The 14,846-nt window shown below is 65.9% G+C and carries 16 protein-coding genes; 12 read left to right on the top strand and 4 right to left on the bottom strand.

The window, feature by feature from the left end; all coding sequences use genetic code 11:
• Position 1: 1 nt before the first annotated feature.
• Positions 2–295 (bottom strand): YggT family protein, encoded by a 294-nt coding sequence (locus ACO2Q4_RS00570; RefSeq protein WP_311760229.1) that lies wholly within the window; start codon positions 293–295, stop codon positions 2–4.
• Between the two features lie 131 nt (positions 296–426).
• On the opposite strand from ACO2Q4_RS00570, the gene ACO2Q4_RS00565 reads away from it, so the two are divergent.
• From ACO2Q4_RS00565 to ACO2Q4_RS00545, 5 genes are all read left to right on the top strand, one after another.
• Positions 427–999 carry an acyl-CoA thioesterase gene (locus ACO2Q4_RS00565; RefSeq protein ID WP_311760228.1) on the top strand — a complete coding sequence of 191 codons (573 nt, stop codon included), beginning with the start codon at positions 427–429 and terminating at the stop codon, positions 997–999.
• Between the two features lie 51 nt (positions 1,000–1,050).
• Positions 1,051–2,409: an MFS transporter gene (locus ACO2Q4_RS00560; RefSeq protein WP_423316571.1), complete on the top strand. Its 1,359-nt coding sequence runs from the start codon at positions 1,051–1,053 to the stop codon at positions 2,407–2,409.
• On the top strand, positions 2,406–3,269 hold the full coding sequence (gene mepA / locus ACO2Q4_RS00555) for a penicillin-insensitive murein endopeptidase (protein ID WP_390908462.1): 864 nt from the start codon (positions 2,406–2,408) through the stop codon (positions 3,267–3,269). The genes ACO2Q4_RS00560 and mepA overlap by 4 nt, the downstream gene beginning before the upstream one ends.
• A complete protein-coding gene (locus tag ACO2Q4_RS00550; RefSeq protein ID WP_423316569.1) occupies positions 3,242–4,279 on the top strand; it encodes an esterase-like activity of phytase family protein in 1,038 nt (345 codons plus the stop codon). Before mepA ends, ACO2Q4_RS00550 begins: the two co-directional genes overlap by 28 nt.
• A gap of 82 nt (positions 4,280–4,361) precedes the next feature.
• Positions 4,362–4,976, top strand: coding sequence for a queuosine precursor transporter (locus ACO2Q4_RS00545; RefSeq protein WP_395134581.1), 615 nt, complete (start codon positions 4,362–4,364; stop codon positions 4,974–4,976).
• A gap of 316 nt (positions 4,977–5,292) precedes the next feature.
• Here the strand turns inward: ACO2Q4_RS00545 and ACO2Q4_RS00540 are convergent, their stop codons facing one another.
• The gene (locus tag ACO2Q4_RS00540) at positions 5,293–6,474 is read right to left on the bottom strand and encodes an acetyl-CoA C-acyltransferase family protein (protein ID WP_423316567.1); all 1,182 of its coding nucleotides are present in this window, start codon (positions 6,472–6,474) and stop codon (positions 5,293–5,295) included.
• A 108-nt stretch (positions 6,475–6,582) separates the two neighbouring features.
• On the opposite strand from ACO2Q4_RS00540, the gene ACO2Q4_RS00535 reads away from it, so the two are divergent.
• From ACO2Q4_RS00535 to ACO2Q4_RS00515, 5 genes are all read left to right on the top strand, one after another.
• A complete protein-coding gene (locus ACO2Q4_RS00535; RefSeq protein ID WP_311760223.1) occupies positions 6,583–6,942 on the top strand; it encodes a winged helix-turn-helix domain-containing protein in 360 nt (119 codons plus the stop codon).
• Between the two features lie 62 nt (positions 6,943–7,004).
• A complete protein-coding gene (gene modA / locus ACO2Q4_RS00530; RefSeq protein ID WP_423316565.1) occupies positions 7,005–7,760 on the top strand; it encodes a molybdate ABC transporter substrate-binding protein in 756 nt (251 codons plus the stop codon).
• Positions 7,757–8,449 carry a molybdate ABC transporter permease subunit gene (modB, locus tag ACO2Q4_RS00525; protein ID WP_423316563.1) on the top strand — a complete coding sequence of 231 codons (693 nt, stop codon included), beginning with the start codon at positions 7,757–7,759 and terminating at the stop codon, positions 8,447–8,449. Before modA ends, modB begins: the two co-directional genes overlap by 4 nt.
• Positions 8,446–9,492: a molybdenum ABC transporter ATP-binding protein gene (gene modC / locus ACO2Q4_RS00520; protein ID WP_423316561.1), complete on the top strand. Its 1,047-nt coding sequence runs from the start codon at positions 8,446–8,448 to the stop codon at positions 9,490–9,492. The genes modB and modC overlap by 4 nt, the downstream gene beginning before the upstream one ends.
• 80 nt (positions 9,493–9,572) lie before the next feature.
• Positions 9,573–10,154 (top strand): lytic transglycosylase, encoded by a 582-nt coding sequence (locus ACO2Q4_RS00515; protein WP_311760219.1) that lies wholly within the window; start codon positions 9,573–9,575, stop codon positions 10,152–10,154.
• 24 nt (positions 10,155–10,178) lie between these two features.
• On the opposite strand, the gene ACO2Q4_RS00510 is transcribed toward ACO2Q4_RS00515, so the two are convergent.
• Both ACO2Q4_RS00510 and ACO2Q4_RS00505 read right to left on the bottom strand, forming a co-directional pair.
• Entirely contained in the window at positions 10,179–10,754 is a 576-nt protein-coding gene (locus ACO2Q4_RS00510; protein WP_423316559.1) for a LolA family protein, read from the bottom strand.
• A gap of 103 nt (positions 10,755–10,857) precedes the next feature.
• Positions 10,858–12,081 carry a UbiH/UbiF/VisC/COQ6 family ubiquinone biosynthesis hydroxylase gene (locus ACO2Q4_RS00505; protein WP_423316557.1) on the bottom strand — a complete coding sequence of 408 codons (1,224 nt, stop codon included), beginning with the start codon at positions 12,079–12,081 and terminating at the stop codon, positions 10,858–10,860.
• Between the two features lie 119 nt (positions 12,082–12,200).
• Between ACO2Q4_RS00505 and ACO2Q4_RS00500 the strand changes: the two genes are divergently transcribed.
• On the top strand, positions 12,201–13,526 hold the full coding sequence (locus tag ACO2Q4_RS00500; RefSeq protein ID WP_311760216.1) for an amidase: 1,326 nt from the start codon (positions 12,201–12,203) through the stop codon (positions 13,524–13,526).
• A 124-nt stretch (positions 13,527–13,650) separates the two neighbouring features.
• Entirely contained in the window at positions 13,651–14,844 is a 1,194-nt protein-coding gene (locus ACO2Q4_RS00495) for an aminotransferase class I/II-fold pyridoxal phosphate-dependent enzyme (protein WP_423316554.1), read from the top strand.
• Positions 14,845–14,846: the final 2 nt, after the last annotated feature.

Raw genomic sequence — 14,846 nt, 5'->3', positions numbered from 1 at the left:
CCTAGAACCCGTAGAACCAGCCGGCGTTGTTGGCGAGCGCGCGCTGCGCGATGATGATGATGATGAAGACGACCAGCGGGGCAAGATCCAGCCCTCCGGTATTCGGCAGGATGCTGCGGACCGGGGCATAGATCGGCTCAAGCATCCGGCTGAGCCCGTTCCAGATCTGCCAGACCAGCGGCTGGCGCAGGTTCAGCACCTGAAAGTTGATAAGCCAGGACATGATGATATGGGCGATCATCACGAACCAGATGACGTCAAGTATCAGCATCAGTGCTTCGAACAGCGTGCCCATCAGATCCTCGCCTTGCGCATGTCAGCGACAGGTAAGCCAGCCCCGGCCGTTTCGCAACCCTGACCGCCGCAGCGTCCCGATTGACGGACCCGGCCCTGCCCGCTAGCCGGGGTTCCATACAAGGAGGACCGATGTATCCCATCCTGCGCTTCGCGACCGAGATGCTGAAATACCGAAACGCGCCGCGGATCGGTGTTCTTGAAGCCCATGTCACGACGCATCGCTGCTGGCCTTGGGATCTCGACCCCTGGATCGAGCTGAACAACGGCCGCACCCTGACGCTTTACGACCTGGGCCGCGTGCCGATGGCCGTGCGGACCGGGATCATCGACACGATGCGGCAGAACGGCTGGGGCATCACCGTCGCCGGAAATTCGGTCCGCTATCGTCGCCGGGTGCGGGGTTTCGACCGGTTCACGATGGTGTCGCGCACGCTGGGATGGGACGCACGCTTCCTTTACATGGAGCAAAGCATCTGGCGCAAAGGCGAATGCTGCAACCACATGCTGCTGCGCGCCGCGATCACCTCGGACCAGGGCATCGTCGCCCCGGCCCGCCTGATGGCCGCCGCCGGAAGCGACCCGCAGGGCCCCGAATTGCCCGGCTGGGTGCAGGCCTGGATCGAGGCCGACGCGCGCCGCCCCTGGCCGCCGGTGCTGCCGCCCCTTGCCCCTGCCGACCCGAAAGACGACTTGCCAGTCTGAGCGGGGTTTGGCCTTATGGCCGCGAAAGATACGGCCAGCAAGGAAACCGGCATGGAGCGCAAACGGATCTGGGGCTGGTGGTTCTTCGATTGGGCGAGCCAGCCTTATGCGACGCTGCTGACGACCTTCATTTTCCCGGTCTATTACGCCGAAGTCGCGCGCAACCATTACGTCGCCCAAGGCATGACCCCCGAGGCCGCCAGCGCCGCCGCCCAGTCGCTTTGGGGTTACGGCCTGGCGATTTCCGGGTTCATCATCGCGGTACTGGCCCCGGTTCTGGGCGCAATCGCCGATAACAGCGGGCGTCGACTGGTCTGGGTCTGGGTGTTCTCGGCCCTTTACATGGCGGGTGCCTGGGGCCTGTGGTTCCTGATGCCCGAACAGCCCCATCTGGTGACTGCGATCGCCTGTTTCGGGATCGGGCTGATCGGCATGGAATTCGCCACCATCTTCACCAATGCCATGCTGCCCGGCCTGACCAGCCGGGATGACGTCGGGCGCGTCTCTGGCTCGGGCTTCGCCTTTGGCTATCTTGGCGGGGTGATCGCACTGTTCCTGATGCTGATGTTTCTGGCCGAGAACTCTCAGACCGGGCGCACGCTTCTGGGGATACAGCCGGTCCTGGGCCTTGACCCGGCGCTGCGCGAGGGGACGCGCGCCGCGGGGCCGCTGACCGCGCTGTGGTATCTGGTTTTCATGATCCCCTTTGCGCTTTGGGTGCCCGAGACCCCCGGCCCCCGGCGCCCCGTCCGCATCCGCGCCGCGATGGCGGACCTGTGGACCCTGCTGAAAAGCCTGCGGCACCGGCGCTCGCTGACGGCCTTCCTGCTCTCCTCGATGTTCTCGCGCGATGCTTTGAACGGGCTTTATGCCTTTGGCGGGATCTATGCCGGCGCGGTGCTGGGCTGGCCGGTCATCCTGTCGGGGATCTTCGGCATCGTGGCGGCTCTGTCGGCGACGATCATCTGCTGGTTCGGTGGACGCGCTGACCGCCGCTGGGGTCCGAAGCCGGTCACGATCGTCTGCACTGTGGTCCTGATCCTTGTCTGCACCATTATCGTGGGCATGAAGCGCAGCGCCATCATGGGCATTCCGCTGGCCGAAGGCTCGCACCTGCCGGATGCGATCTATTTCATCTGCGGGGCGCTGATCGGCGGCGCGGGTGGTGTCATCCAGGCCGCCGGGCGGACGCTGGTCGTGCTGCATACCTCGGCCGAACGCGCGACCGAGGTCTTTGGCCTTTACGCGTTGTCGGGGAAGGCCACGACCTTCCTGGCCCCGTTCCTGATCGCGCTGACCACCGGTTTAAGCGGGAACTTGCGGCTGGGCATCACGCCACTGATCGGCATGTTCCTTCTTTCGCTGATTTTGCTAATCTGGGTCCAACCAAAAGGGGAACCCGAGCAGTGATCCGAAAAATTCTGGGCGCAATGATCCTGTCCCTTGCGACCGCGATGCCGGGCGTGGCGGACCCGCTGGCGAAGGATGTCTTCGGCGGCGTTCCCGGCCCGACCGGCGGCGGCGCGGCGGCGATCGGCTTTTACTCCAAGGGCTGCGTCACCGGCGCGGCGCAGTTGCCGGAATCCGGCCCGACCTGGCAGGTCATGCGCCTGTCGCGCAACCGCAACTGGGGCCATCCCGAACTGGTGGGCTTTCTGGTCGGCCTTTCGCAGGCAGCACGTCAAGCCGGTTGGCAGGGGCTTTATATCGGCGACATGAGCCAGCCGCGCGGCGGCCCGATGGTGACCGGCCATGCCAGCCACCAGATGGGGCTGGATGCCGATATCTGGCTGCTGCCGCCGCCCAGCCTGCAACTGTCGCGCAAGCAGCGGGAAAACATCTCGGCGGTTTCGGTGGTGAACCGCGCGGGGACGGCGCCCTCGGGGAACTGGTCGCCCTCGCATATGGCGATCATCCGCGCCGCCGCCCGCGATCCCAGGGTCGAGCGCATCTTCATCGACCCGGTGGCCAAGGTCGCCATGTGCCAGATGGAGACGGGGAACCGCGCCTGGCTTCGCAAGGTCAGGCCGCTGAACGGGCATGACTATCACTTCCACGTCCGGCTGAGCTGCCCGGCCGGGTCGGCCTGCCAGCAGCAGGACGCACCTCCGCGGGGCGACGGGTGCGAGGAGGCGGCCGAATGGATCCGCAACCGCATCGACCCGAGCCGCGTGAAGCCGGTGCCGCCCGATCCGAACTATCGCCATCCCCGCAGCTTCCGGCTCAGCGAGATGCCAAGACAATGCCAAGCCGTCGCCGTCGCGCGCTGAGCGGTCTGGCGACAGGACATGACGACGGATTCCGCCGCCCCCTTGGCGGGATCGCGCTGGCATTCCTGACGGTCCTGGCCACGCTGTCCCATTCCTGCGCCGCCGATCCGGCGACGCAGTCGCGTGATGTCGCCCCCCTGGTCGAGCGCGTGGATACCCATGTCTGGTCGATCGACGAGCCCGATTTCGGCGGCTATTCCGGGTTGCACCTGTCCGAGGGTGGCACCCGTTTCATCGCGCTTTCGGACCGGGCCACGCTGCGCTGGGGCCGGATCGAACGCGACCCGGACGGGCGCATCCTGCGCGTCCTGTCCGAGGGCGATACCCGCATCAAGGACAGCGAAGGCCGCCCCCTGCGGCCCGGCTGGCGCGGCGACAGCGAGGGGCTGGCGGTCGGCAAGGACGGCAAGTTGTGGATCAGCTACGAAGGGCTGACCCGCGTTGTCAGCCATGACACGCCCGAGTCCCCTGCCCATGTCCTGCCCCGCCCCGAGGCGTTCAAGCAGATGCAGCGCAATTCTTCGCTGGAATCTCTGGCAATCCTGCCGGATGGCACATTGCTCACCATCCCCGAACGCTCGGGCGGGATGAACCGCCCCTTTCCGGTCTGGCGCTTTCGCGACGGTGCCTGGGACCAGCCCTTTTCGATCCCGCGCCGGGGCGATTTCCTGGCGGTCGATGCCGATATCGGCCCGGATGGCCGGCTTTACCTGCTGGAACGCGACTTCATGGGGTTGCTGGGCTTTCGCAGCCGGGTCCGGCGCTTCGACCTGACCCCCGATGGGGTCACGAACGAACAGGAACTTCTGGTCAGCCTGCCGCTGCAATATGACAATCTTGAGGGGATGTCCGTCTGGCAAGGCCCGCAGGGCATCATGCTGACCCTGATATCAGACGACAATTTCAGCCGCTTCCAGCGCACCGAATTCGTCGAATTCCGCGTGGTCGAGCAGCAGCCGGACCCCACGCCCCCGGCCCAGTCGGACAAGACGGCCCTGCAATCGGATTGACAGGTTGCAGTTGCGGGATTATGCGGCCATGCCCCGTGATCCGGGGCCGAGTCGCCGCTACCTTGTCAAAACGGAACCAGACATGCCACGCATTCTTCCTGGCGTCATCGCCATGGCCACTGTTGTCGTGGCCTCGAACATCCTGGTCCAGCATCTGCTGGGCAGCTGGCTGACCTGGGGGGCCCTGACCTATCCGGTCGCCTTCCTTGTCACCGATATCATGAACCGGATCTATGGTCCCTCGGCCGCGCGCCGGGTTGTCTACGCGGGCTTCGTGACCGGCGTTGTCTGCTCGCTCATCGCGGCGGGCATGGACAAGACCACGCTGCGCATCGCCATCGCCTCGGGCGCGGCGTTCCTGTCCGCGCAGCTGATGGACATTTCGGTCTTCAACTCGTTGCGGAAATACAACTGGTGGTTGCCGCCGCTGGCGGCCAGCGTTGCCGGGTCGATTTTCGATACCGTCGTTTTCTTCAGCATCGCCTTTTCGGCCACACTGACTCCGCTGTTTCCGGGCGACGATGTTTCCTGGGCAAACGAGATGCTTCCCCTGCTGGGACACGGTCCCGTGCAGCCGTTGTGGGTTTCTTTGGCAGTTGCCGACTGGACAGTCAAAATGGCGCAGGCGCTTGTCGCTCTCATTCCGTTCAGGATCATCGTCGGAAATTTGATCCAGCGACGTGCGCAAATTCATTGACTGATCTTCGATCTGTGTCACGCTAAGATCATACGGCAACACATTGAAAGGAGGTGGTCCAGTGTCGAGAGTGATATTGGAGAGAGGTGTCGGGACAGTCAGGGGGGCCGTGGCCTAAGGGCAGCCCCAAGGGTCGTAAACCCTGACTGGGACGGTGGGCACCAACCCTAACCGGACCATCTCCGTGGATCTCGCGGGTCGTTTCTTCGGAAGCGGCCCGTTCCAAATTTTCGCCGCAATGATGAAATCCGTCGCGGCGGAATGCAAAAAAGGGCGGTCCTTGGGGACCGCCCTTTGTCATTTCGGGGATTGCGGATCAGATCCGCTCGATCGCCAGCGCGATCCCCTGACCGCCACCGATGCACATGGTGATCAGGCCCCTGCGGCCGCCGGTGCGCATCAACTCATACATCGCCTTAATGGTGATGATGGCGCCGGTCGCCCCGACCGGGTGGCCCAGCGCGATTGCGCCGCCATTCGGGTTCACCTTGGCGGGATCAAGGCCAAGCGCCTTGTTCACGGCAAGCGCCTGCGCGGCAAAGGCCTCGTTCGACTCGATGACGTCAAAATCTGCTGCCTTCAGGCCGGTGCGTTTCAAAAGCGCCTCGACCGCGGGAATGGGTCCGATGCCCATGACCTCGGGGCGGACACCCGCAACGGCATAGTCGAGCAGCCGGAACAGCGGCGTCGCGCCCGCGGCCTTTGCTGCATCGGCACGGGCCAGCACCAGCGCCCCCGCGCCGTCATTGATCCCGGAGGCATTGCCCGCCGTGACCGAGCCGTCCTTCTGGAACACCGGTTTCAGCCCGGACAGCTTCTGCAGGTCGGTTTCCTTCGGATGCTCGTCCGTGTCGAAGGCGACCATTCCCTTGCGGGTCTTGATCTCGACCGGGACGATCTGGTCGGTGAAGCGGCCTGCGGAAATCGCCTCGGCAGCGCGCCGCTGGCTTTCCAGCGCGAAGGCATCCTGCGCCTCGCGGCTGATGTCATGTTCGCGGGCGACGTTTTCCGCCGTGATCCCCATATGCCCGGTGCCCATGGGGCAGGTCAGGGCGCCAACCATCATGTCCATCATCTGGACATCGCCCATCTTCGCACCGAAACGCGCGGCCGGAACCGCATAGGGGGCGCGGCTCATCGATTCCGCGCCGCCTGCGACCGCAAAATCCGCATCTCCAAGCATCAGGGCCTGCGCGACCGAAACGATGGCCTGCGCCCCGGATCCGCAAAGCCGGTTCACGTTCATCGCCGGGGTCGTATGCGGAACGCCCGCGTTCAGCATCGCCACCCGCGACAGATACATGTCGCGCGGCTCGGTGTTCAGGACATGGCCAAAGACCACGCTGCCGATGCGGTCGGCGGGGATCCCCGCCCGCTCGATCGCGGCACGGGTGACGATTGCGGCCAGGTCGATCGGCGCGATGGCCGCAAGGCTGCCGCCAAAGCCGCCAATGGCCGTACGCGCGCCGGACAGGATGACGATCTCGTTCTCGGACATGGTATACCCCCAATTTTCAGGTTCGGGATTGACGCTATCCCCCGACCGTCGGTGACGAAAGCCCCGCATCGACTTGCCTACGCCGCGTTACTTGCGAAGAATGGGGGCATGGAAAACGACCCTCGCCTGAGCCTTCGCCTGCACTTCAACAAGGGCCTGACCTTTGGTCGCGGCAAGGCCGACCTGCTTCAGGCCATTGCCGAAGAAGGCTCGATCTCGGCCGCGGGCCGACGCCTTGGGATGAGCTATCGCCGCGCCTGGGCGCTGGTCGAGGATATGAACGGCCATTTCCACGCGCCGCTGGTCGACAGCAGCCGCGGGGGCGCCAAGGGCGGCGGGGCAAGCGTCACGGAACTGGGGCAGAGCGTACTGGCCGATTATCGCGCGCTTGAGGCGATGCTGCGCGACGCCCCGCAGATCGCAACCCTGCGCATGGCGCTTGAAGGCGATATATCCGAACAGAAATAACGCTTGATGCCCCGCCACGCCGAGGGTTATGTCTGCCGGGACATAACGGAGGATCCTTAACGATGCGCCTGCCTTGGCTTACTGCCGCCGTCATCGCCCTGCTGCCCGTGGCACAGGCCCCCGCCGCCCATGCCGACGAGATCACCATCTTCGCCGCCGCCAGCCTCAAGACCGCGCTGGACGAGATCGCGGCCGAGTGGATGAAGGGACATGACGACAAGGTCGTCATCTCCTACGCGGGCAGCTCGAAGGTGGCCCAGCAGATCCAGGCGGGGGCACCGGCGGATATCTTCATCTCGGCCTCGACCGACTGGATGGACGAAGTGGCGAAGTCGGGCGACATCGACCCGGCGACCCGGACCGACCTTCTGGGCAACACGCTGGTCCTCGTCGGCACAGGCAAGCCCGCCGCGGCCGACGTCACGACGCTGCCTGACCTGCTGAAGGACGGCAAGCTGGCGATGGCGCTGGTCAACTCGGTCCCCGCCGGGCAATATGGCAAGCAATCGCTGGAAAAGCTTGGATTGTGGAGCAAGGTGGAACCGCAGGTCGCCCAGGCAGACAACGTGCGCGCCGCGCTGCAGCTGGTCGCCACCGGCGAGGCGCCGCTGGGCATCGTCTATGGCTCTGACGCGGTGGCCGAACCCGGCGTCGGCGTCGTCGGTACCTTCCCTGCCGACAGCCATGACGCGATCATCTATCCGGGCGCTGTCACCAAGACCGCCGACACGCCCCAGGCCGCGGCCTTCCTGCAAGGCCTGAAGCAGGATCCGGCCAAATCGGTCTTCGAGGGGCAAGGATTCACCGTCCTGCCATGAGTGTTTCCGACTGGCTTGGCCCGCAGGAATGGCAGGCCGTTACCCTGTCCCTGCGGGTCTCGCTGGTCGCCACGCTGGCCAGCCTGCCCTTTGCGATCGCGGTCGCATGGCTTTTGGCCCGGCGCAGCTTTCCGGGCCACGGATTGATCAGCGGCATCGTCCACCTGCCGCTGATCCTGCCGCCGGTCGTGACCGGCTACCTTCTTCTTATCACCTTCGGGACGAAGGGTCCGGTCGGATCGCTACTGCAACCGCTGGGCATCGTCTTTGCGTTCCGCTGGACCGGTGCCGCGCTTGCCGCCGCGATCATGAGCTTTCCCCTGACCGTCCGCGCGATCCGGCTGGGGTTCGAGGCTGTCGATCCCCGGCTTGAACAGGCCGCTGCAACCCTGGGCGCGCCGCGATTCTGGATCTTTTTCACCGTGACGCTACCCCTGATCGGTCCCGCCCTGCTGGCTGGCGCAACCCTGGGGTTCGCAAAGGCGATGGGAGAGTTCGGGGCCACCATCACCTTTGTATCCAACATTCCCGGCCAGACGCAGACCCTGCCGTCGGCCATCTATGCCTTTCTGGAAACGCCGGGAGGCGAAGGCCCGGCGATGCGGCTGGTGCTGGTCTCGATCGTGATCGCAATGGCCGCCGTCTTCCTGTCCGAAGCCCTTGCCCGCAGGGCCGCGCGGCACAGATGACGCTGTCCGTTTCCTTCCGCCACCCGTTCCCCGGCCTGGATCTCGACGTCGCCTTCGACGCGCCAGAGGGGGTGACGGCGTTGTTCGGCCCCTCGGGTTGCGGCAAAAGCACTACAATCAACGTCATCACCGGGCTGATGCGCCCCGCCTCGGGGCGCGTGCAGCTGTCGGGCCGCGTGCTTCTGGACGGGCGCACCCACCTGCCCCCGCAGGCAAGGCGGATCGGCTGCGTCTTCCAGGATGCCCGCCTGTTTCCCCACATGACGGTCGAGGCAAACCTGCGCTATCCCTCGCGCTGGCGTCGGGGCGCGGCACGCGATTTCGACCGTATCACCGCGATGCTGGCGCTGGGTCCGCTGCTGGCACGCCATCCCCACAGCCTGTCGGGCGGGGAAAAGCAGCGCACCGCGATCGGCCGTGCCCTGCTGTCGGACCCCGATCTTCTGGTAATGGACGAACCGCTTGCCGCACTGGACGATGCCCGCAAGGCCGAGATCATGCCCTGGCTGGAACGCCTGCGCGACGAGGTCCGCCTGCCGATCCTGTATGTCAGCCATTCCGTCCCCGAAATCGTGCGCCTTGCCACCACGGTCGTGCTGATGGAACGCGGTCGCGTCACCCATTCCGGCACGCTGAGCGACATCCTTGCCGATCCGGAACTTGCCCCCGCTCTTGGCTCGCGCGAAGCCGGCGCCCTGATCCGCGCCCGGGTCGAGGCGGTCGAGCAGGACGGAATGCTGCGCGTCTCCACGGGTTCGGGGCCGATGCTGCTGCAAGGCGGGACCGCCCGCCCCGGCGAGGTGCTGCGCCTGCGCGTTCTGGCGCATGAGGTGATCCTGTCCCGTGACCCGCCGGTCGGGCTTTCGGCATTGAACGTGCTGCCCGCGACGGTTGTCGCGATCCGCGACGGGCTGGTGCAATTGCGGGTGGGGGATGAGCGGATGCTTGCGCAAGTCACGCCAAGATCCATTCAAAGCCTTGATCTGAAAGCAGGAAACAGCTGCTTTGCCATCATCAAATCCGTGTCCATTCTGCCCAGCTAGAATGAAATCGTGCCTTTGTCATTTGCGCAGCAGGGGCCAACTCTCCTATGCTTCGCCCAAAAAAGAGCATGAGGGGCAGTATGAACAGGTTTCTGAAGCTCGCCATAGTCGGGCTGGTGGCCTCTTGCGGCGGCGGCGGGAGTTACAAGGCGCCCCGGAATCTGGAAAATGCCTGCGCGATCGCGGCCGAACGCCCGACCTATATGCGCGCGATGAAGGCGACCGAACGGCGCTGGGGCGTCCCGGTCAACGTGCAGATGGCTGTCATCCACCAAGAGTCGAAATTCATCGGCGACGCCCGCACCCCGCACCGCTATGCGCTGGGGATCATCCCGATGGGGCGCCAAAGCTCGGCCTATGGCTACAGTCAGGCGCTGGATGGGACCTGGGACGATTATCGGCAGGAAACCGGAAACCGCCGCGCCCAGCGCGACGACATCGCCGACGCCACCGACTTCATGGGCTGGTACATGAACGATTCCACCCGCATCCTGGGAATTTCAAAACAGGACGCGGCCTCGCAATATCTTGCCTATCACGAAGGCCGCTCGGGCTTTGCCAATGGCTCGCATCGCAGCAAGGGCTGGCTGATGGACGTCGCCGGCAAGGTCAGCGCACGGTCCGAACTTTACCGCCTGCAACTGGCGTCCTGTCGCAGGTGACAGGCACGCCGGTCGCGCGCGGAATCAACGGATCGCGAATTTCGAAGGCGGAATAGACACCCCCGTCTTCATGTCGCCCAGGATCACGGTCGTCCGTTTGCCGGCGTCATCCGTCACCACCCATTGCCGCAACTGGGTCGGGTTCGCGGTAAAGACCATCTGGATATTGCCGTATTCGGGATGCTGCGGATCCTGCGCCGTCACCACGGTCGTGTTCTTCTTCTCGGCATAGCCCGTCACCATCTTGGCCTGCCCAAGGTTGATGTTCGGTGCCAGGATCAGCGACAGGGGCGTCTTCGACAGCGGATATTGCTGCGGGCCGCCGCGCGTCTTGCCGTCATAGACCGCAACCTGCCCCGCCGAGGCCAGGACCAGCGACTTGTTGCCCTTGTATTCGAAGCGCACCCGGTTCGGACGATGGATGTAAAGCACCCCGGTCGAGATGGTGCCGTCGGCGTTCACCTGCGTGAACTCGGCCTGCGCGGTCCTCAGACCGTTCAGGTAGCGCGAGATGTCGTTCAACGGGATCTTGTCAGCCAGGGCCGGAAAGGCCAGGGCCAAAGCGAGGACGGGTGCAAGGGCGAGCGATCTGATGTTCATGCGGCGAATGTATCCGGTCTGCGGTTGCTTGCACATTCACGTTCGCTTGGATGTGCAGGAACCAACGCTCGCAACACCGTGACCGTTCCTCGCTTGGCCCGGATCAGGGCCGCTGGCCGGTCAGCAGCCGCGGCATCGGGTCCAGTCTTAGCCCCGCGGCCTGACGCATGAAGCCGCGCCGAAGTGGCGGCAGCGCGTCGACCAGTCCCATACCCAGTTCCCGAGCCGCCCGCAGAAGCGGATTACCGTTGGAAAACAGCGCGTTCACACTGTCCATTCCAAGCGCAAGGAAGGTCGCGTCCGGTCGCCGCCATTCCTGATAGCGGGCAAGAACCGGGGAGGTCCCGATATCCTCGCCCCGGCGGCGGGCCAGGATCAGAACTTCGGCAAGGGCGGCCACGTCTCGCAGTCCCAGGTTCAGCCCCTGCCCCGCGACGGGATGGACGCCATGCGCCGCATCCCCCACCAGCGCGACCCGCGGCGCGACATAGCTTTCGGCCAGCGTCAGGTTCAGGGGGTACGAGAATCGCGGCCCGGCAAGGCGGATCTCGCCCAGGAAGTCGCCAAATCGCGGGCGCAGCACCTGCAGGAAGGCCTCGTCATCCAGCTGAAGGATCGCCTGCGCCTCGTCCCGCGGCTCGGACCAGACGATCGAGCTGCGGTTGCCAGGCAATGGCAGGATCGCCAGCGGCCCGCCCGGCATGAAGAACTGATGCGCGGTGCCCTGATGCGGCAGGTCGTGATCCACGGCAGCGACCAGTGCGATCTGACCATAATCATGACCAATGCGCCGGATCCCGGCCCGCGCCGCCACGCCTGAGCGCCGCCCGTCGGCCCCGACCAGCACCCGCGCCGACAGGCTGCGGCCATCGGACAGCGCAACCTCGACCCCCGTCGGGCCCGGCATCTGACCTGTCACCGACAACCCCGGCAGATGGGTCACGCGGTCCCGCATCGCCTCAAGCAGGGCGCGATACAGGAAGCGGTCCTCAAGCATAAAGCCAAGGCGGCCTTCCTCGATCTCGGCGCTGTCGAAATGCAGGCCAAACGGCCCCGCTCCTTCGCCCGCGTCGCCCTGCGTCGCCTCGACCTTCAGGATCGGTTGGGCCTGCCCGGACAACCCGGACCACAATCCCAGCGCCGCAAGCAGCCGCTGCGACGCAAGCGCCAGCGCATAGGCACGTCCGTCGAAACTGTCGCCAGCGCGGGCCGTGGCGGGGCGGTCATCGACGACCGCGACCCTCATGCCCGCATCCGCAAGTGCCAGCGCCAGCGTCGGCCCATTCAGGCCGCCGCCGGCGATCACGATGTCGAATTCCTTGTCCATGGGCCAGCACTATGCTGCCCCGGGCATCAATGTCCATGCGCTTCGCCGTCGCACGCCATTGCGGCGACGGGGTCGGGTGATTAGCCTGTGCCCCAAGACGAAACAGGAAGGAATCCGGGATGGACTGGCTCAAGGCATCGGCCGCGGAACAGGGGCGGGCGATTCTGGCCGGGCTGATCAGCCCCGCCGAACAGACCGAGGCCTATATCGAGGCCGCCTCGCGCCATCCCTATGGCGGTCACATCTATGCCCGTCTTACCCACGACCGGGCGCGGGCCGAGTCGATCGCGGCGCATGACCGCGCGCGCGCCGGGCTGCGGCGCGGGCTGCTGGACGGGGTCGCGATCAGTTGGAAGGACAATATCGACAGCGCCGGCATCCCGACCGAGGGTGGATCGCGCCTGCTGGCTGGCCGCACGCCCGAACAGGATGCCGAAATCCTGTCCCGCGCGACGCTTCAGGGTCTGGTCTGTCTGGGCAAGACCCACCTGACCGAACTGGCATTTTCGGGGCTGGGCCTGAACCCGATGACCCGGACCCCTCCGAACAGCATCGACCCGGCGCTGGCACCCGGCGGGTCGAGCTCTGGCGCCGCGGTCTCGGTCGCGCTGGGACTGGCCGCGGCCGCGATCGGGTCGGATACCGGCGGCTCGATCCGTGTTCCTGCCGCCTGGAACGGGCTGGTCGGCTTCAAACCCACCCACGGGGCGCTGCCCGATGCCGGGCTTTTGCCGCTGTGCCGTCGCTTTGACATCGCCGGCCCCATCGCCCGCACGGTCGAGGATTGCGCCGAATTGTTCGCGGTGCTGCGCGGCGCCCCGGCCCCCGACCTTGGGGATGCCGCGAACCGTCCGCTGCGGCTGATGGTGCTGGACGGGGTCCCGTTTGACGCCGCGCGCGACGCGCCCGTCGCGGCCTTCGAGGATGCGGTCCGCCGCCTGTCGGAGGCGAATGTCCGCATCACCCATGCCGACCTGCCCTGCGTGGCCGAGGCGATGGCGCTGGCCCCGATCCTGTTTGCTCCCGAGGCCTATGGCATCTGGCGTGACCAGATCGAGGACGCGCCCGAACTGATGTATCCGGCCATCCTCGAGCGGTTCCGGGGTGGACGCGAGGTTGGGGCGGCGGATTACATCGCCGGCTGGGAAAAGCTGAATCGCCTGCGCGCCGACTGGGCACGGCTGGTCGCGGGCCACGACGCGGTGATCCTGCCAACCTCTCCGATCCTGCCCCCGGACGCCCAGCGGCTTTTGAACGATGCCGACTATTTCGCGACCGAGAACCTGCTGACCCTGCGCAATACCCGGATCGCGAATCTTCTGGGCCTGCCCGCCATCAGCCTGCCGACCGGGCATCCCGGCTGCGGCCTGATGATGATGGGTCAGGCGGGCCAGGACCTGGCGCTTCTGGTCGCCGCCGCCACGGCCGAAGCCGCACTGCGCTAGCCCCTGAATCCGCGGGACAATCCCGCGATACCAATGGGCTGCGGCCCGAAACTCTGGACGCAAAGGGGGTTTGCCGGTATCCTTCCCGGAAACGGGGCGGCACGACCCCGATTGAGAGGCAGTCATGGCAATACCCGAGCGGTTCTCGAACCTGCCGGAATATGCGTTCCCGCGCCTGCGGACGCTGCTTGCGGGCATTTCCCCCGCGGCAGATCCCGTCGTGATGACCATCGGAGAGCCGCGCCACGCGGTTCCCGAATTCACCGGTCGCATCATGGCGGAAAGCATCGCCGAGTTCGGGAAATACCCCCCGAACGAGGGCACCCCGGAATTGCTGGCCGCGATCTCGGGCTGGATCGGGCGCCGCCATGGGATCGAGGTCGAGCCCGCGCGCATCACCTCGCTCAACGGCACGCGAGAGGGGCTGTTCAACGCCGCACTGGCGCTTTGCCCCGAAACCAAGGCTGGCGGGCGGCCGGCGATCCTGATCCCGAACCCGTTCTATCAGGTCTATGCGGTCGCCGCCGCAGCCGTCGGTGCCGAGCCGGTCTTCGTGCCCGCGACCGAGGAATCGGGCTTCCTGCCCCGCTTCTCGGAACTTGCGCCCGAATTGCTGGACCGGGTGGCCATCGCCTATCTGTGTTCGCCCGCGAACCCGCAGGGATCGGTCGCCCCCGAAGCCTATCTGGAAGAGCTGATCGCTCTGGCCGATCGCCATGATTTCCTGATCTTTTCGGACGAATGCTATTCCGAGATCTGGCGCGATGCCCCGCCTCCCGGCGCGCTTGCGGTTGCGACCCGCATGGGGCTGGCCGATCGGGTGGTGATGTTCAATTCGCTTTCGAAACGCTCGAACCTGCCCGGGCTGCGCTCTGGCTTCGCGGCGGGGGGCAAGGCGCAGATCGCGCAACTGCGCCGGCTGCGCAGCTATTCCGGCGCGCCCCTGTCCCTGCCCGCGCAGCGCGTCAGCGCCGCCGCTTGGGCGGACGAGGCACATGTGGACGAAAACCGCGCGCTTTATCACCAGAAATACGCCGTGGCCGACCGGATCCTGGGGAATACGCCCGGTTATCGTTCGCCCCAGGGCGGCTTCTTCCTGTGGCTGCGCGTGCCTGCACATCTGGGCACCGGCGAGGATGCGGCGAAAAAGCTGTGGTCCGAAGCGGGCATCCAGGTCCTGCCCGGGGCCTATCTGTCGCGCGACACCGCCCAGGGAAATCCAGGGCGGGACTATATCCGGGTCGCCCTGGTCGATCCGGCCGGACCGACCGAGGCGGCGCTGATCCGCCTGAAGAACTGCTTGTACGAAGGGGGCTAAAG

It is taken from the genome of Paracoccus sp. KR1-242, from assembly GCF_049446195.1.
Classification (GTDB): domain Bacteria; phylum Pseudomonadota; class Alphaproteobacteria; order Rhodobacterales; family Rhodobacteraceae; genus Paracoccus; species Paracoccus broussonetiae.
This window is presented reverse-complemented; position numbering and strand designations above follow the sequence as displayed.